This window comes from Nocardioides sp. NBC_00163 (assembly GCF_045206295.1).
Lineage (GTDB): Bacteria > Actinomycetota > Actinomycetes > Propionibacteriales > Nocardioidaceae > Nocardioides.
In genome coordinates, this window is the sequence record NZ_CP108155.1 from 3079204 (window position 1) to 3096408 (window position 17205).

Genomic DNA, 17205 nt, shown 5'->3' on the forward strand with positions numbered 1-17205 from the left:
TGCCACACGGCACGAGGGGCGATCTCTTTGTGTCAGCGTCACTCAGGCAGGACGACCACGTAACGCCGCGGCTCGACACCGGAGGACTCGGAGGTGAGCCCGGCGGCGGCGACGGCGTCGTGGACGACCTTCCGCTCGAAGGGCGACATCGGCTTGAGCGAGACCGGGGCACCGGACTCCTTGACCGTTGCGACGGTCTCCTCGGCGAGCGCCATGAGCGTCGAGCGACGGTCGGCACGGTAGCCACCGACGTCGAGCATCAGGCGGGACCGCTCGCCGGTCTCGCGGTAGACCGCGAGCCGGGTCAGCTCCTGGAGCGCGTCCAGGACCTCTCCGTGACGGCCGACCAGCTGCTGCAGGTCGCCACCGACGATCGAGACGGCGGCACGGTCACCCTCGACGTCCATGTCGAGGTCTCCATCGAGGTCGGCGATGTCGAGGAGCTCCTCGAGGTAGTCGGCCGCGATGTCACCTTCCTGCTCGAGCTGCTTGAGGCGCGTCTCTTCGCTGACCTCCTCCACAGGCTCAGTCACGGTCTCGCTCACATCCTGAGTCGTCACTTGGTTCCCCCGTCCTTCTGGGTCGTGGAGCGACCGGCGGTCGTGCCGGCCTTCTTCCGCTGGCTCCTGGTCTGGGCCTTGGGCTGGGTGCGCTGCGCGGGACGCTTCTCGGCCGCGGCCTCGTTGGCCTCGGCGATGTCGATCTCCGCGTCGGGCAGACCCTTCTTACGGCGCTTCTCCCGCTCGCGCTCCTGCTTGGCGTCGAACGCCGGCGTCCCCGGTGCGGGGTTGTTGCGGATCACGTAGAACTGCTGGCCCATCGTCCACAGGTTGGAGGAGGTCCAGTAGAGGATCGTTCCGACCGGGAAGGCGATACCACCGACCGCGAACACGACGGGCAGCACGTAGAGGAGCAGCTTCTGCTGCTGGGCGTACTGACCGGTCATGGCGTCGGCCGGCATGTTCTTCGACATCAGCTGACGCTGGGTGAGGAAGGTGGTCGCGATCATCGCGACGACCAGGAACCCGGTGAGGAAGTACGTGCTCATGTGGTCGGCCGTCGTGAACTGGTCCGAGAGCAGCGAGCCGAGCCAGGTCGACGTCGCGAACTCGTGCGCGGCCTCGTCGCTCAGGAAGCCCTTGCCGACACCGTCCGAGGCGTGCTCGAGCATGCGGAACAGCACGAAGAAGATCGGCATCTGCAGCAGCAGCGGCAGGCAGGACGCGAACGGGTTGGTGCCCGAGTCCTTGTAGAGCTTCATGGTCTCGTTGGCGAGTTTCTCGCGGTCGTGACCGTACTTCTTCTGCAGCTCCTTGACCTTCGGCTGCAGCAGCTGCATGTTGCGGCTGGAGTTGATCTGCTTCACGAACAGCGGGATCAACAGCGCGCGGATGGTCACGGTCAGGCCGACGATGGCCAGGGCCCACTGCCAACCTTCAGACGGAATGACGTACGAGAACGCCTTCTGCCATACGAGCAGGATGCCCGAGATGGCGTAATACAGCGGTGTTGCGATCCATCCGAACAGATCGCCTATGGCTCCCACGGAATCAGGCTCCTCGGTTTGGGGAGTCCGCACTTACACGGACCAGGTCTTCAGGGTCTCTTGAAAATTTCGTCGGGGTCGGTACGGGATCGAAGCCCCGGGTCTTGGCCCAGGGGACGCAACGGGCCAGACGGCGCGCCGTCAGCCAGCTCCCGCGCCAGGGGCCGTGCGTCTTGACGGCCTCGAGCCCGTACGCCGAGCACGACGGGTAGTAGCGACACACATCGCCGTAGAGCGGACTGATCAGAGTCCGCCACACGTGAAGCAGTCCGATCAGGACGGCCGCGACCAGGTGGTTGAGCTTGTCGACACCGCCACGTACGACGCGGACCGCAGTACTCATCGGAGCACTCGCTCCAGGCAGCGCCGCAGATCGGCGCCCAGTGCGTCGTAGTCCGCGTCGGCTGCAGCAGGAAGCGCACGGACCACAAGCACAGCAGAGCCCGGGAGTCCGCTCAGGGACTCCCGGGCCTGGTGACGCAGTCTGCGCTTCACGCGATTCCGGACGACGGCCGGACCGACGGCCTTGCTCACCACGAAGCCCACCTGCGGCTCGCTCTCCCGGTCGGCAGCTGGGCCGGTGCCGGGGACGAGCAGATGGACCACCAGGCTCTTCGAGCCCGCGCGCTTGCCTCGTCGTACTGCTTCTTTGAAGCCCGACGAATCGACCAGTCGGTGGCGACGTGGCAACACGCGCGTGGTGGCTGAGGCCGCGGCCTCAGACGGTCAGGCTCTTGCGACCCTTGCCGCGGCGCGCAGCGAGGATCGCGCGGCCGGCACGGGTGCGCATGCGCAGGCGGAAACCGTGCGTCTTGTGACGGCGGCGGTTGTTCGGCTGGTAAGTACGCTTGCTCACGGGTGCTTCCTTAGTGTGTGGTGTGGTGGCCGGTCGCTCTTCCGGCTGTCCTGCTTGTTAGGACCAAGAATCACGCACCCGTGGAACGGGCGACCTAGTAACGGTACGTGGACGGCGAAACCACGGTCAAACTCGCGCCCTATCACACACCTGTGATTCGCCCTCCCCCTGTGGAGGACGGGTTGCCCATGACCCTCGCCAGCCGGTAGTTTCGTCCTCTACCGAGGTTTCCCTGCACATCGTCAGGAGCATCGGCCGCATTCGGGGGGATGCCACGCAGGGAACTAGTTTTCCCGCCTGACCTGCCGAAACGGTCGGATTCTCGAGGACGGCGAAGTGTCTCGGTTGGTCTCCGATGCCTACATTCGGGGATGCTCCACAGCTTGTGGAAAAGTCTGTGGAGGATGTAGACCGGACCGCTGCATCAATCCAGGCTGCATCAATAAAGACCACCCACCCGAGCCATCAGGGAAGGCAGGAACCTGTGGAGCACTCCGGCCTCGCGCCAGAACCACAGCCAGATCTCCAGTCCGCATGGACGAAGGTGGTCGCCGAGCTTCCGCCGAACCAGCGAGCCTGGCTCCGGGACAGTGAGCCCCTCACTCTGCACGGGTCGACCGCGATCGTCGAGGTCCCCAACGACTTCACCCGCAACCAGATCGAGGGCCGCCTGCGTGGCTCCCTCGAGAGGTCGCTGGGCGAGATCTTCCATCGCGAGATCCGCATCGCGGTCACCGTGAACCCCGATCTCGACGTCACGCCGGATCCCGACACTCAGGCGATCATGATCTCCGAGCGGGAGATCGCCGCCGCGGACGCTGCCGCCGCCGCTGCCCTGCAGCAGCAGTCGCCATTCTCGAACAGCGCAGCCCCGAACCAGTCGGCGTTCCCGCACCAGTCGGTCTACCCGCCCAACTCGCCCGGTCTGATCCCCGGCGCCCCGCCGGCGAGCGCGCCGCACGACGAGCATGGCGCGCCCGCTGCGTACTCGGCGCCGCAGGCTCCCGTCGCGCCGCCGGCCGCGCAGCAGCCGGCTCCGCCCTCGGCGCATGGAGACGTACGTCCCGGGTATGGCGACATGTCGACAAATCCCCCGGCGCCTTCGGTGGCTCCCGTCGAGGAGCCGGTTCCGCCCCGGCCGCTCGTCCCTGGTCCGCCCACGCGGCCGAGCGAGCCGAGCCACAACGTCCTCGAGACCCGCCTGAACCCGAAGTACACCTTTGAGACGTTCGTCATCGGGTCCTCCAACCGATTCCCGCACGCGGCCGCGGTCGCGGTCAGCGAGGCGCCGGGCAAGGCCTACAACCCGCTGCTCGTCTACGGGGAGTCTGGTCTGGGCAAGACCCACCTGCTGCACGCGATCGGCCACTACGTGCGGAGTCTCTACTCCGGGGCGAAGGTGCGCTACGTCAGCTCGGAGGAGTTCACCAACGAGTTCATCAACGCGATCCGCGACGACCGGCAGGACCGGTTCAAACGGCGCTACCGCGATGTCGACGTCCTGCTGATCGACGACATCCAGTTCTTGGAGGGGAAGACCCAGACGCAGGAGGAGTTCTTCCACACCTTCAACACGCTCCACAACGCCAACAAGCAGATCGTCCTCACCTCCGACCGGCCGCCCAAGCGGCTCGAGGCGCTCGAGGACCGGCTGCGCAACCGGTTCGAGTGGGGTCTGATCACCGACGTCCAGCCGCCCGACATCGAGACCCGCATCGCGATCCTTCGGAAGAAGGCCGCCATGGAGCGCCTCACCGCGCCGCCGGACGTGCTCGAGTTCATCGCGAGCAAGATCCAGACCAACATCCGTGAGCTCGAGGGTGCGCTGATCCGGGTGACGGCCTTCGCCAACCTCAATCGGCAGGACGTCGACCTGACGCTGGCCGAGATCGTGCTCAAGGATCTGATCCCCGAGGGCGGCGAGCCCGAGATCACCGCCGGCTTGATCATCGCCCAGACCGCGGCCTACTTCGGGCTGTCGATCGACGAGCTCACCGGACCCTCCCGTGGGCGTCACCTCGTCATGGCCCGCCAGATCGCCATGTATCTGTGTCGGGAGCTCACCGAGGACTCCCTGCCCAAGATCGGCAAGCACTTCGGCGGCCGCGACCACACCACCGTGATGTACGCCGAGCGCAAGATCAACCAGCTGCTCGCCGAGCGCCGGGCCGTCTTCAACCAGGTCTCCGAGCTCACCAACCGCGTCAAGATGCAGGCGCGCCAGGCCTAGCCGAACCAGCCGTCGCACGCGGCCGCCGCCCCTCCTGGGCCGGCGGCCGTTTCGCGTTTTTGGGCTGTATCGCGTTTTGAGATGGCTAAAACCCACAGGCCGAGATTTCCCAAGGTTGTCCACAGCCCACAGGCTGGGTGGAACCTGTGGAGAACCGGCCGTTCAAATGGGATGGAAAAGGGGATGGCCTGTGCACAAAACACTCGAACGGGCCGACAACTCTCCACAGCCCACAGTGACGTGCGTCATTTCAGCATGGCGTCCACATCCCCTGTGGAATCACATTTCCGGGCATGACCAGGGAAGACGCTGCTCATCCACATTTCCCACAGATGCTCTTACGACGTACGAAACTATTTAGATCCATGGATCCTCCGTGAAATTCCACGAACGCCCTTCCCTGGGGACAACCCACTCGGCTAGCGGAGTCCACAAGGACGCCTGTGCAGACCCGACACTGCTGAGCGCTTACCGGTTGTCGGCGGTCCGTGGCAGGATGCGTACTCCAGGTCATGTCAACGCGGGGGCGTTCCGGAACCGGTGTCGTCTTCCCCATGGTTCAAGCACAGCCCGGACCGCATGTCCTCAACCGCCCCGATGTCGAGTTAGAAGAAGGACAGGTCATCGTGAAGTTCCGCGTCGACCGCGACGTGTTCGCGGATGCCGTCGCCTGGGCTGCCCGCAGCCTTCCGGTCCGCCCCAGCACCCCGGTGCTCTCAGGTCTCCTGATCGAGGCGGGTCACGAGGGCCTGGTGCTCTCGACATTCGACTACGAGACCTCAGCGCGGGCGACGCTCTCGGCCGAGGTCGCCGACGAGGGCAAGGCACTGGTGTCCGGCAAGCTGCTCGCCGACATCTGCCGCAGCCTCCCGGCCAAGCCGGTCGAGATGGTCACCGATGGTGCGCGCGTCTCGCTCACCTGCGGGAGCGCGCGGTTCAGCCTCCAGACCATGCCGGTCGAGGACTACCCGACGCTGCCGGAGATGCCGACCGCGGCCGGCACGGTGAAGTCCGAGCTGTTCGCCCACGCTGTCGCCCAGGCCGTGACCGCCGCCGGTCGCGACGACATGCTCCCGGTGCTGACCGGCGTGCGGCTCGAGATCGAGGGCTCCACCATCTCGCTGCTCGCCACCGACCGTTTCCGGCTCTCCCACCGCGAGCTCGAGTGGAACCCTGCGACTCCCGACGAGAGCCTGGCCGCGCTGGTGCCGGCGAAGGTCCTCGGCGACACCGCCAAGTCGCTGACCAGTGGCAGCGAGGTCACCCTCGCGCTGTCCACCACCGGCACCGGCGAGGGCATCATCGGCTTCGAGGGCGCGGCCGCAGGTGGCGTACGTCGCACCACGACGCGCCTGCTCGACGGTGAGTTCCCGAAGGTGCGCAGCCTCTTCCCGGCCGAGCACCTCACCACCGCGCTGGTCGACAAGGCCTCCCTGGTCGAGTCGGTCAAGCGCGTGGCCCTGGTCGCCGAGCGCAACACCGCAGTCCAGATGGTTTTCGAGGACGGCGTGCTCACCCTCGACGCCGGCTCCGGCGACGAGGCCCAGGCGTCCGAGTCGATCGAGGCGACCATGGAGGGCGAGGGGCTGACCACCGGATTCAACCCGCAGTTCCTCCTCGACGGGCTGCAGGCCATCGACGAGCAGGTCGTCGAGCTCGCCTTCACGCAGGCTCCGAAGCCCGTGGTGATCAGCGGCAAGCCGGCCGAGGGTGGCGAGGAGCCGGGGTTCCGCTACCTGCTGATGCCGCGGCGCCTGCTCTCCTGATCCACCCCCTCACTAGGGTGGTCTCGACAAGCTCGACCACCGATTTCGCCTGATAGGAACTTGCATGCACATCGGACTCGTCGGCCTCGGCAAGATGGGTGGCAACATGCGCACCCGGCTGCGGGAGGCTGGTCACACCGTCGTCGGATACGACCGCAACCCCGATCTCGCCGACGTGGCGAGCCTGGCAGAGCTGGTCGAGGCGCTGCCCAGTCCCAAGGTGGTCTGGGTGATGGTGCCGGCGGGCGACCCGACGCACTCCACGATCGCCGAGCTCAAGGAGCTCCTCGGCGAGGGCGACCTGGTGGTCGACGGCGGCAACTCGAAGTACACCGATGACGCCAAGAACGCCGCTAGCCTGGCCGAGAAGGGCATCGGGTTCGTCGACTGCGGTGTCTCCGGCGGCGTCTGGGGTCTGCAGAACGGCTACGCGCTGATGTACGGCGGCTCTGACGAGGACGCCGCCAAGGTGATGCCAGCCTTCGAGGCGCTCAAGCCGACCGGCACCGAGGACGGTCTGGTCCACTGCGGCGTCACGCCTGGTGCCGGCCACTTCTCGAAGATGGTCCACAACGGCATCGAGTACGCGATGATGCAGGCCTACGCCGAGGGCTGGGAGCTTCTCGACAAGGTCGACATCGTCGACAACGTCCCCGAGATCTTCGCCTCGTGGCGCACGGGCACCGTCGTACGTTCCTGGCTTCTCGATCTTCTCGTCGACCAGCTGCGCGCCGACGAGCACCTCGACAAGATCAAGGGCTACGCCGACGACTCCGGCGAGGGTCGCTGGACCGTCGAGGCAGCGATCGAGAACGCCGTCCCGATGCCGGCGATCTCGGCCTCGCTGTTCGCGCGGTTCGTCTCGCGCCAGGAGGACGACCACGCCATGAAGGCGATCGCCGCGATGCGCAACGGGTTCGGTGGGCACGCGGTGATCTCGGAGTCGGAGGCCTGAGTCCTCGGGCGGTGGTCTCGACAAGCTCGACCACCGTTTAGATCGGGGGGATTGCTCCGGTCATGGTGAGGATCAGGCGTACGGCGCCGTAGGCGACGAAGAGGGCGAAGAAGCCGAGGATGATCGGGCTTCGCACCAGCTTGTCGAGGTCAGCAGGACGTCTCCGGTTCAGCCGGGCGCGCACTGAGACGACGGCCAGGACGATGATCGCCACGATGAGCACCGGTCCGAACCAGTTGCTCGCCAGCGACGAGCCGATGTCGCCGTGCATCAGGTAGACCCATGACCGGGTCAGACCGCAGCCGGGGCAGGGAAGGCCGGTGAGGGCACGGAACGGGCAGAGCACCGGGCCGTCCTCGATGCCGCCGGCCGGCAGGAGCGCCGCGATGACGATCCCGCCGACGCCGATGGCGGCGGTGACCTCCGTGGAGCTCACCGCCGCGATGCGCTGATGCAGGTCAGGCGAGGGGTTTGCCGTCGGCATCCGGGAACTTTCGCACGATGACGAGGATGAGGTCGATGATCGTCCAGATCCCGAAGCCACCACAGGTGATCAGCTTGAGGATGCCGAGTCCGATCTGTCCGACGTAGAACCGGTCCACGCCGAAGGAACCCAGGAAGATCGAGAGCAGCAGCGTGACGAGCCACTCGCGGCTCGAGAAGACACCCGGGATCTGTTTCACGGGAAACCACTGCTGGTCGGTGCCGAGGCTGGCCGGGGTGTCCGACTTGATCTGCCCGGCGGCAGCCATCTGAGCGAGCTGCTGGACCGGGTAGGGCCCGTGGACCTGGCCCATCACCGACAGATAGAAAGGCCCGGCCGGCTCGCTATAGGCGGGTTGCCCTGGAGGCGGGCCGTAAGGGTTGGGAGACTGGGTCATGCAGGCACCTTAACGAGAGAGGAAACCCGATGTACGTCTCACACCTCTCTCTCCACGACTTCCGCTCCTATCCGAGCGTCGAGGTCCCGCTCGAGGCGGGCGTGACCGCCTTCGTCGGGAGAAACGGCCAGGGCAAGACCAACCTGGTCGAGGCGATCGACTACCTCTCCCGCCTGCAGTCCCACCGGGTCGCCACCGATGCGCCGCTGGTCCGGGCCGGCGCCGAGCAGGCGGTCGTGCGCGCCGCCGTCGTACGCGACGGTCGCACCGCGACCCTCGAGGTCGAGATCAACGCCGGCCGCGCCAACAAGGCCCGGATCAACAAGAGCCCGCTCCCCCGCACCCGCGATCTGGTCGGCCTGGTCCGCACCGTCGTCTTCTCCCCCGAGGACCTGACCCTCGTCAAGGGCGACCCCTCCGACCGGCGGCGCTTCCTCGACGACCTGATGATCCTGCGCGCACCCCGTCTGGCAGGCGTACGCAGCGACTACGACCGCGTCCTCAAGCAGCGCAACTCGCTGCTGAAGACCGCCGGCCTCGCGCGCGGCTCCGCCCGCGAGGGTGCGCTCGCCACCTTGGCCGTCTGGGACGACCACCTCGCCGCCATCGGTGCCGAGATCCTGGCCCAGCGGCTCGCCCTGGTCGAAGCGCTGAGGCCGTACGTCGGCAAGTCGTATGAGACGGTCGCCCGCGGCGCGAGCCGCGACGACGCCGAGATCACCTATAAGTCGGTGGTCGAGGTGGTCGAGCCTGTCGAGACCACTCCCATCGTGGAGACCCTCCGCCAGGCCATCCTGTCCGAGCTGGCCCGACGCCAGAAGGACGAGCTCGACCGCGGGATCAGCCTGGTCGGCCCCCACCGTGACGATCTGTTGCTGCACCTCGGCCACGGTGCCGGCGCCGAGCGCCTCCCGGTCAAGGGCTACGCGAGCCATGGCGAGTCCTGGTCCTTCGCGCTGGCGCTCCGGTTGGCGGCGTACGACCTGCTGCGGGCCGACGGCGACGACCCGATCCTGATCCTCGACGACGTGTTCGCCGAGCTCGACAGCCAGCGCCGGGTCCAGCTGGCCGAGCTGGTCGCCGACGCCGAGCAGGTTCTCGTCACCGCGGCGGTCCCCGAGGACGTACCTGCTGCTCTCGCCGGTGTGCGCTACCACGTCAAGGCAGGCGAGGTGACCCGCGATGAGTGACGAGCCGGTGGTCGAGCCTGTCGAGACCACCGCCGAAGGCGGTGAGGAGGAACCCGAAAAGCGTGCCGACGGCCTCGACCTGGCCCGCTCCCTGACCCGGGCAACAGCGAAGATGCCCGCGCCCAAGGCAGGGATGCGGAAGAAGCGGCGTACGCCGGACAACGCCACCCGACGCGGCACGGTCTCCGGCGCCCGGCCCGACGACCGCGACCCCCAGATGATCGAATCGGTGGTGAGCCGGATGGTCAACGACCACGGCTGGGACACCTCGCTGCGCGTCCACGGCGTGATCGCCCGCTGGCCCGACATCGTCGGCGAGGAGATCGCTGACCACACGACCCCGGAGTCGTACGCCGACGGCAAGCTCTCCGTACGCACCGACTCGACCGCCTGGGCCACCCAGCTCAAGCTGCTGGCGCCCACGCTGGTGAAGCGTCTCAACGAGGAGCTGGGTCACGGCACCGTCCTCCTCATCGAGGTGCTCGGACCGCATCTGCCTTCGTGGAAGAAGGGTCCCCGGGGCCTACGCGACGGCCGCGGGCCGCGCGACACCTACGGCTGAGCTCCCAGTCGGGAGCAGAGCGTGAACACGTGTTCGAGCCTCAGTGCGTGAGCCGCGATCTGCCGCTCTAGGCGCCCCGAGGACGTATAGGGACTCACCGAGCCCCCTGCTGAGGGCGCAGAGCCACCGTCAGGAGACGTACAGACGCTCATTTCGATGACAGTTCCCCCTCAGGAACGGCGGCATGCGTGGAATCCGGGGTTCTACGGGGTAATATGGGGATTGGGTCGATCGTCCTAGGTTTTAACCTCCCGGCGCTGGTCGGCCCGTTGCATGCCCGACCGACACCATGTCCGAATCCGGACCGAAATGACAGGTGGATCGCACCGGTGACCGCTGCCGACCAGACGACTCCTATGCCGGACGACAAGACCACAGACGGAGTCGAATACGACGCGTCTGCCATCCAGGTCCTCGAAGGGCTCGAAGCGGTCCGCAAACGACCGGGTATGTACATCGGCTCGACCGGAGCCCGCGGCCTGCACCACCTGATCTGGGAGATCGTGGACAACGCGGTCGACGAGGCGCTCGCCGGCTACTGCGACACCATCAAGGTGACGCTCCGTGAGGACGGCTGGGTGAGCGTCTCCGACAACGGCCGAGGCATCCCGACCGACACCGCCGCCGGCCAGGAGATCCCCGCTGCGACCCTGGCGCTGACCGTGCTGCACGCCGGCGGCAAGTTCGGCGGCGGCGGCTACAAGGTCTCCGGCGGCCTGCACGGCGTCGGATCCTCCGTGGTGAACGCGCTCTCGACCAACCTCCACATGGAGATCAAGAACCGGGGCCGCCTGTGGGAGCAGGAGTTCACCAGCGGCGTACCCGACTACGACCTGCGCGAGGTGCGTGAGCTCGAGGAGGGCGAGCGCACCGGCACCACGATCTCCTGGAACGCCTCGAGCGACATCTTCGAGTCGACCGACTACAACCTCGAGACCATCTCGAGCCACTTCCGCGAGACGGCGTTCCTCAACAAGGGGCTGCGGATCGAGCTGCGCGACGAGCGTCCGGAGGCCTCCGCCCTCGCCGAGGCCGTCGAGGACGGCACGATCGAGACCGACACCGACAGCGCCGACGAGCTGCACAGCTCCGGCAACGGTGAGCGGGTGCTGGAGCAGTCCTTCTACTACGAGCGCGGTCTGGCCGACTACGTCGACCACCTCAACAAGCGCAAGACCCCGGTCTCCAGCATCATCGCCTTCGAGACGGAGACCGACGAGAAGGCGTCCAACCCGATGAGCGTAGAGATCGCCATGCAGTGGCAGGCGAGCTCCTACAACGAGTCGGTCCACACCTTCGCCAACACGGTCAACACCCCCGGCGGCGGCACCCACGAAGAGGGCTTCCGCGCCGCGCTCACCACCCTGGTCAACCGCTGGGGCGAGGAGTGGGGTCTGATCAAGAAGAAGGAGGACCGGCTCACCGGTGACGACATCCGTGAGGGTCTCACCGCGATCATCTCGGTGAAGATCAGCGAGCCGCAGTTCGAGGGTCAGACCAAGGACAAGCTCGGCAACACCGAGGTCAAGGGCTTCGTGCAGGGCGCCGTCAACGACCAGCTCGGCGCCTGGCTGGAGCAGAACCCGGCCGAGGGCAAGGAGGTCATCCGCAAGTCGATGGCTGCCGCCTCGGCCCGGATCGCCGCCCGCAAGGCCCGTGACCTGGCCCGCAACCGCAAGGGCATCGGCGGCGGCGGCGGTCTGCCCGGCAAGCTCGCCGACTGCCAGTCGACCAACCCCGAAGAGTGCGAGATCTTCGTCGTCGAGGGTGACTCCGCGGGTGGCTCGGCCAAGTCCGGCCGCGACCCGCGCATCCAGGCGATCCTCCCGATCCGAGGCAAGATCCTCAACGTCGAGAAGGCCCGGATCGACAAGGTGCTGGCCAACCAGGAGGTCCAGTCGATCATCTCCGCGCTGGGTACCGGCGTGCACGACGACTTCGACATCAACCGGCTGCGCTACCACAAGATCGTGATGATGGCCGACGCCGACGTCGACGGCCACCACATCAACACGCTGCTGCTGACGCTGCTGTTCCGGTTCATGAAGCCGCTGATCGAGCAGGGGTACGTCTACCTCGCCCAGCCGCCGCTCTACCGCCTGCGCTGGAACAAGCCGGCCGAGCACGAGTTCGTCTACTCCGACTCCGAGCGCGACGCCCTCATGCGCGACGGTCTCGAGCAGGGCAAGAAGCTGCCCAAGGAGAACGCGGTCCAGCGCTACAAGGGTCTGGGCGAGATGAACGCCGACGAGCTGTGGGAGACCACGATGGATCCGTCGCAGCGACTGCTGCTGCAGGTCACCCTCGAGGACGCCGCTCACGCCGACGAGATCTTCTCCATCCTCATGGGTGAGGACGTCGCCGAGCGACGCTCCTTCATCCAGCGCAACGCCAAGGACGTCCGATTCCTCGATATCTGAGTCTCGCCGAGGCCCTAGATACCGATAGACGCACGCAGAAAGTGAAATCGTGACCGAGACTCCTCCGGAAGGCCCCGGGCAGACCGCTGCCGGCGGCCGGATCGAGACCATCGAGCTGCAGTCCTCGATGCAGGCCAGCTACATCGACTACGCCATGGCCGTCATCGTCGGCCGGGCGCTGCCCGACGTCCGCGACGGCCTGAAGCCCGTCCACCGCCGGGTGCTCTACGCGATGTACGACGGGGGCTACCGCCCCGACCGCGGGTTCTCCAAGTGCGCCCGTGTCGTCGGTGAGGTGATGGGTAACTACCACCCCCACGGCGACTCGGCGATCTACGACACCCTGGTCCGGCTCGCGCAGCCGTGGGTGCTGCGCAACCCGCTGATCCACGGCCAGGGCAACTTCGGCTCGCCCGGCAACGACCCGGCCGCGGCCATGCGTTACACCGAGTGCCGGATGGCGCCGCTGGCGCTGGAGATGGTCCGCGACATCACCGAGGACACCGTCGACTTCGGCCCCAACTACGACGGTCGCTCCCAGGAGCCGGCGATCCTGCCGGCGCGGTTCCCGAACCTGCTGGTCAACGGCTCGGCCGGCATCGCGGTCGGGATGGCGACCAACATCCCGCCGCACAACCTGCGTGAGGTCGCCTCCGGCGCCAAGTGGGCGCTCGAGCACCCCGACGCCACTCGTGAGGAGCTCCAGGACGCGCTGCTCGAGCGGATCAAGGGCCCAGACTTCCCCAATGGCGCCCTGATCGCCGGCCGCGAAGGAATCGAGCAGGCCTACCGCACCGGCCGCGGCTCGATCACCCAGCGCGCGGTGATCGAGGTCGACGAGGACGCCAAGGGCCGCACCAACCTGGTGATCACCGAGCTCCCCTACATGGTGAACCCGGACAACCTCGCCCAGAAGATCGCCGACCTCGCCGACACCGGCAAGGTGCAGGGCATCGCGGACGTCAAGGACAACACCTCCTCCCGCACCGGGCAGCAGCTCGTGGTCGTGCTCAAGCGCGACGCGGTCGCCCGCGTCGTACTCAACAACCTGCTCAAGCACACCGAGCTGCAGACCAACTTCTCCGCCAACATGCTGGCGCTGGTCGACGGGGTGCCGCGCACCCTGACCCTCGACCAGTTCATCTCCCACTGGGTCGAGCACCAGATCGACGTCATCCGGAGGCGTACGGCATTCCGGCTGCGTAAGGCCGAGGAGGACGCCCACATCTGGCGCGGCCTGGTCAAGGCGCTCGACCAGCTCGACGCGGTCATCGCGCTGATCCGCTCCTCCCCCGAGGTCGACGACGCTCGCCAGGGCCTGATCCGGCTGCTCGAGATCGACGAGGTCCAGGCCAACGCGATCCTCGACATGCAGCTGCGTCGCCTCGCAGCGCTGGAGCGGCAGAAGATCGTCGATCGTCTGGCCGAGCTCGAGGTCATCATTGCCGACCTCGAGGACATCCTCGCCAACGTGACGCGCCAGCGTCAGATCGTCATGGACGAGCTCGACGAGATCGTCGCGAAGTACGGCGACGACCGCCGCACCCAGATCATCGCGGCCGACGGCGACCTCTCCATGGAGGACCTCATCCCCGATGAGGAGCTGGTCGTCTCGATCACCCGCGGTGGCTACGCCAAGCGCACCCTCGCCGGTGAGTACCGCACCCAGAAGCGCGGTGGAAAGGGCGTACGCGGCGCCACCCTGCGCGGCGACGACGTGGTCGAGCACTTCATCTCGACCACCAACCACCACTGGCTGCTCTTCTTCACCACCGCCGGCCGGGTCTACCGGATCAAGGCCTACAACCTGCCCGAGGCGGCGCGTGACGCCAAGGGCGGTCACGTGGCCGGGCTGCTCTCGTTCCAGCCGGACGAGTCGATCGCCCAGGTGCTCGCGATCCGCGACTACGAGCAGGCGCCCTACCTCGTGCTGGCCACCCGTTCCGGTCTGATCAAGAAGACGCGGCTCGGTGACTACAACTCGCCTCGTCAGGCCGGCGTCATCGCGATCAACTTCCGCGAGGACGACGACGAGCTGATCGGCGCCGAGCTGGTCAACTCCGAGGACGACATCCTGCTGGTCTCCCGCAAGGGTCAGGCGATCCGGTTCCGCGCCGACGACAACCAGCTGCGGCCGATGGGCCGGGCGACCTCGGGTGTCACCGGCATGAAGTTCCGGGAGAGCGACTCGCTGCTGTCGATGTCGGTCATCCGGGCCGAGCACGTCGCCGCCGAGATCGCGGCCGGGCTCTCCGAGGCCAACGAGGACACCGCGGACGTTGCGGCCCCTGTCTCCGGCGCCGAGTCGCCGGACGAGGTCAAGGAGCAGTTCGTCTTCACGATCACCGACGGTGGCTTCGCGAAGCGTACGAAGATCTCCGAATACCGGCTGCAGTCCCGCGGCGGTCTGGGCATCAAGACGATGGCCCTGGCCAACGCCGACCGCGGCGGTCTGGTCGGGGCGTTCATCGTGGTCGACGGCGACGAGATCCTCTCGATCACCGCGACCGGTCAGGTCGTACGCAGCCCGATCAACGCCGACTTCAGGGCAACCGGCCGCTCCACCCAGGGCGTCAAGTTCGTCTCGCCCAAGAAGGGTGACTCGGTCGCCGTCGTCGCGCGTTCCGTCGAGGCCCGCGAGGTCGACGATGACGTCGTCACCGGGACAGAGGTTGCGGATGATGTAACAATCGGGGAAGACGGCGAGCACGGAGCGCCGTCCGAGACCACGACGGAAGATGAATCCTGATGACGGACCGCACCGCCGACCGCACGACTGGGGGAGTCGCGATGACCGAGCGGAACGAGACCGCGCAGCCGGTGACCCAGCGGATCACGGACACGGTCGCCAACGCGGCTAGGCGTACCAGCTCGGCGGTGGCCTCGACCGCCCGCACATCCGGCCCCGCCGGTGCGGAGCGGGACGCGGTCAGTGGCTCGTCTCGCCGGGCCCGGCTGAGCCTGAGCCGCATCGACCCGTGGTCGGTCATGAAGATGGCCTTCCTGCTCTCGATCGCGCTCAGCGTCGTGGTGATCGTCGCCGTCTTCGTGATCTGGTCGGTGCTCGGTGCCGCCGGTGTGTGGGACTCGATCAACCAGGCGGTCCAGGACGTCGTCGGTGACTCCAGCGCAGGCTGGAACGTGCAGGACTACCTCGGCCTCCCCCGCATCATGGGCTTCACCATGGTCGTCTCGGTCGTCAACATCGTCCTGATGACCGCAGTCGCCACCCTCGCCGCGTTCCTCTACAACATGGCCGCCGCGCTCTTGGGCGGCGTCGAAGTAGAGCTCACCGAGAACTGAGCCCCACTCGAACCCGCAACCTGGGGAGGGTTGTCCGAACACCGTTCGGATGACCCTCCCCAGGTTCATTCGTTCAAGGGGCAGGTTTGGCCGCAGCTCTTCATCGTTCCTCGCCAGCCGTTTCTGGTGAGGATCCGTCCCACGCGGGCTGCTGTCTGACACGGGGTGTCGAACACCTGGTGAAACCGCAGTCGCGCGGTCACCGTCCCGAGCTCGGCGAGATCGTCCAACGAACGGTCGGTGTCACGGGCCTGGTCGCGCCAGGATTCGTGGCCGAGCGCACCATCGAGCTCGACCACCAGCGCGTACCCCTCGTACTCGACGTCGCGAAACTGGTTGCCCGAAGCACCGGTCCGTGGGGACTGGCGGCGTCCCGAAGGGAGACCGTGCGCCCGCTCGACCTTGGTGAGGTAGCCGTGCTCTAGCACCGAATGGGTGCCGGTCGCGAGGTCGTCCACCAACCCCTGGATGAGCTTGCGACGACGTAGGGAGTGGGCGCGATCCAGCGCCGCCTGGAGCGTGGCCGCCGTGACATAGGTCCGGCTCGCCACCTCGGCAACCCGCGCGATCGCGTCGATCTCGGACTGGGCCTCGTTCGCCATCGCGAGGGCGTTGTCCTCGACCTTGAGGCGTGGCGGCGTGCCTCCGTACGCCTTGCGCTCGAGGTCGCGCATCCGGTGGACGACGATGCCGGGCTGGGGCATCACCTTGCGAGAGTGGTCGATGGCGACGTGGATCGGTCGACCGTCGTCGCGTCCCCGAGGTGCTTCGAGGCTGTCGCGGCACAGCAAGGCTGGAGCAGCGTAGAGCACCGCGGCCCACGCCCGCTGCTCCCAGGTGAGCGGCCCGGTGTGGCTGACGTAGACGCGCGGGTGCACCCGGCGGAGCTCGTTGCGGCGTACGGCCCTCTCGATGTCGATCCGGCTGAGCCCGCCGGCGGTGAGCTGGGCATAACTCGCGACACCGTCCTGCATCCGTCGCTGAGCATCCAGCATCCGGGCCGCATCCTCGCGCGCGAAGGTCGCCTGCAGATCCTCCGAGTCGGACATGTTGGCTCCCCAGGGTCGATGGGGTCTCATCGTTTTGGTGCCCTGGGCAGCGGCCGGGTAATGTTTCTCTCGCCTGCTGGTAGGGGCTTCCACCCTCCAGTTGGCGCCTGCGCTTATAGCTCAGACGGTTAGAGCACCACACTGATAATGTGGGGGTCGGAGGTTCAAGTCCTCCTAAGCGCACAGCAGTTTCACCAGGTCAGAGGCTCCTTCGGGGGCCTCTTCCTCGTTTCAGGGCTCGTCGGATGCCCGCGGGGTCCCCTCGAGTACGCCGACCCGTCGGAGGCTCGTTAACTAGACCGCGGCCCCGAGTCGGTACCCGAGACCACGGCACCAACGGCACACTTTCGTGGTGTCGCTCTCCACGTAGGAGGAGTCACCCTGACTGTTCCGTTGGTGCCGAACACGGTAACCAGTCACGCGCCACGAATGCACGCTACTGCGTCC

16 protein-coding genes and 1 tRNA gene are annotated in these 17205 nt (G+C 67.1%); 9 read left to right on the forward strand and 8 right to left on the reverse strand.

Features of this window, described 5'->3' with window-relative positions; genetic code table 11:
• Positions 1 to 38 precede the first annotated feature (38 nt).
• The 5 genes from OG801_RS14840 to rpmH are packed head-to-tail and all read right to left on the reverse strand — an operon-like array spanning position 39 to position 2402.
• Entirely contained in the window at positions 39 to 545 is a 507-nt protein-coding gene (locus tag OG801_RS14840) for a protein jag (RefSeq protein ID WP_406036275.1), read from the reverse strand.
• 11 nt (positions 546 to 556) lie between these two features.
• Positions 557 to 1546 carry a membrane protein insertase YidC gene (yidC, locus tag OG801_RS14845; RefSeq protein ID WP_355018865.1) on the reverse strand — a complete coding sequence of 330 codons (990 nt, stop codon included), beginning with the start codon at positions 1544 to 1546 and terminating at the stop codon, positions 557 to 559.
• Positions 1547 to 1550: 4 nt separating this feature from the next.
• The gene (yidD, locus tag OG801_RS14850; protein ID WP_355018864.1) at positions 1551 to 1889 is read right to left on the reverse strand and encodes a membrane protein insertion efficiency factor YidD; all 339 of its coding nucleotides are present in this window, start codon (positions 1887 to 1889) and stop codon (positions 1551 to 1553) included.
• Positions 1886 to 2239 (reverse strand): ribonuclease P protein component, encoded by a 354-nt coding sequence (rnpA, locus tag OG801_RS14855; protein WP_350717554.1) that lies wholly within the window; start codon positions 2237 to 2239, stop codon positions 1886 to 1888. The genes yidD and rnpA overlap by 4 nt, the downstream gene beginning before the upstream one ends.
• 25 nt (positions 2240 to 2264) lie before the next feature.
• Positions 2265 to 2402: a 50S ribosomal protein L34 gene (gene rpmH, locus OG801_RS14860; protein WP_091044043.1), complete on the reverse strand. Its 138-nt coding sequence runs from the start codon at positions 2400 to 2402 to the stop codon at positions 2265 to 2267.
• A gap of 355 nt (positions 2403 to 2757) precedes the next feature.
• Here rpmH and dnaA point away from each other — a divergent pair, with 355 nt between their 5' ends.
• The 3 genes from dnaA to gnd all read left to right on the forward strand — a co-directional run bounded on the left by dnaA (position 2758) and on the right by gnd (position 7353).
• Complete coding sequence (dnaA, locus tag OG801_RS14865) at positions 2758 to 4632, forward strand: chromosomal replication initiator protein DnaA (RefSeq protein ID WP_406029526.1); 1875 nt, start codon at positions 2758 to 2760, stop codon at positions 4630 to 4632.
• A gap of 626 nt (positions 4633 to 5258) precedes the next feature.
• Complete coding sequence (gene dnaN / locus OG801_RS14870) at positions 5259 to 6398, forward strand: DNA polymerase III subunit beta (RefSeq protein WP_008355535.1); 1140 nt, start codon at positions 5259 to 5261, stop codon at positions 6396 to 6398.
• Between the two features lie 64 nt (positions 6399 to 6462).
• Positions 6463 to 7353, forward strand: a complete 891-nt coding sequence (gene gnd / locus OG801_RS14875; RefSeq protein ID WP_355018863.1) for a phosphogluconate dehydrogenase (NAD(+)-dependent, decarboxylating) — start codon at positions 6463 to 6465, stop codon at positions 7351 to 7353.
• 37 nt (positions 7354 to 7390) lie between these two features.
• On the opposite strand, the gene OG801_RS14880 is transcribed toward gnd, so the two are convergent.
• Positions 7391 to 7837, reverse strand: a complete 447-nt coding sequence (locus OG801_RS14880; protein ID WP_406029527.1) for a DUF2752 domain-containing protein — start codon at positions 7835 to 7837, stop codon at positions 7391 to 7393.
• A complete protein-coding gene (locus OG801_RS14885; protein WP_355018861.1) occupies positions 7812 to 8234 on the reverse strand; it encodes an NINE protein in 423 nt (140 codons plus the stop codon). Before OG801_RS14885 ends, OG801_RS14880 begins: the two co-directional genes overlap by 26 nt.
• Positions 8235 to 8263: 29 nt before the next feature.
• On the opposite strand from OG801_RS14885, the gene recF reads away from it, so the two are divergent.
• The 5 genes from recF (at position 8264) to OG801_RS14910 (ending at position 15709) form a co-directional block, all read left to right on the forward strand.
• Complete coding sequence (recF, locus tag OG801_RS14890) at positions 8264 to 9424, forward strand: DNA replication/repair protein RecF (RefSeq protein ID WP_406029528.1); 1161 nt, start codon at positions 8264 to 8266, stop codon at positions 9422 to 9424.
• The gene (locus OG801_RS14895; RefSeq protein WP_406029529.1) at positions 9417 to 9986 is read left to right on the forward strand and encodes a DUF721 domain-containing protein; all 570 of its coding nucleotides are present in this window, start codon (positions 9417 to 9419) and stop codon (positions 9984 to 9986) included. Before recF ends, OG801_RS14895 begins: the two co-directional genes overlap by 8 nt.
• Before the next feature lie 356 nt (positions 9987 to 10342).
• On the forward strand, positions 10343 to 12406 hold the full coding sequence (gene gyrB, locus OG801_RS14900) for a DNA topoisomerase (ATP-hydrolyzing) subunit B (RefSeq protein WP_406036276.1): 2064 nt from the start codon (positions 10343 to 10345) through the stop codon (positions 12404 to 12406).
• Between the two features lie 49 nt (positions 12407 to 12455).
• Positions 12456 to 15155, forward strand: a complete 2700-nt coding sequence (gene gyrA, locus OG801_RS14905; RefSeq protein WP_355018858.1) for a DNA gyrase subunit A — start codon at positions 12456 to 12458, stop codon at positions 15153 to 15155.
• Positions 15155 to 15709 carry a DUF3566 domain-containing protein gene (locus OG801_RS14910; protein WP_355018857.1) on the forward strand — a complete coding sequence of 185 codons (555 nt, stop codon included), beginning with the start codon at positions 15155 to 15157 and terminating at the stop codon, positions 15707 to 15709. The genes gyrA and OG801_RS14910 overlap by 1 nt, the downstream gene beginning before the upstream one ends.
• Positions 15710 to 15774: 65 nt before the next feature.
• Here the strand turns inward: OG801_RS14910 and OG801_RS14915 are convergent, their stop codons facing one another.
• Complete coding sequence (locus OG801_RS14915) at positions 15775 to 16758, reverse strand: type IV toxin-antitoxin system AbiEi family antitoxin domain-containing protein (RefSeq protein ID WP_406029530.1); 984 nt, start codon at positions 16756 to 16758, stop codon at positions 15775 to 15777.
• A gap of 109 nt (positions 16759 to 16867) precedes the next feature.
• Here OG801_RS14915 and OG801_RS14920 point away from each other — a divergent pair.
• Positions 16868 to 16941 (forward strand) — tRNA-Ile (locus tag OG801_RS14920).
• Positions 16942 to 17205 lie beyond the last annotated feature (264 nt).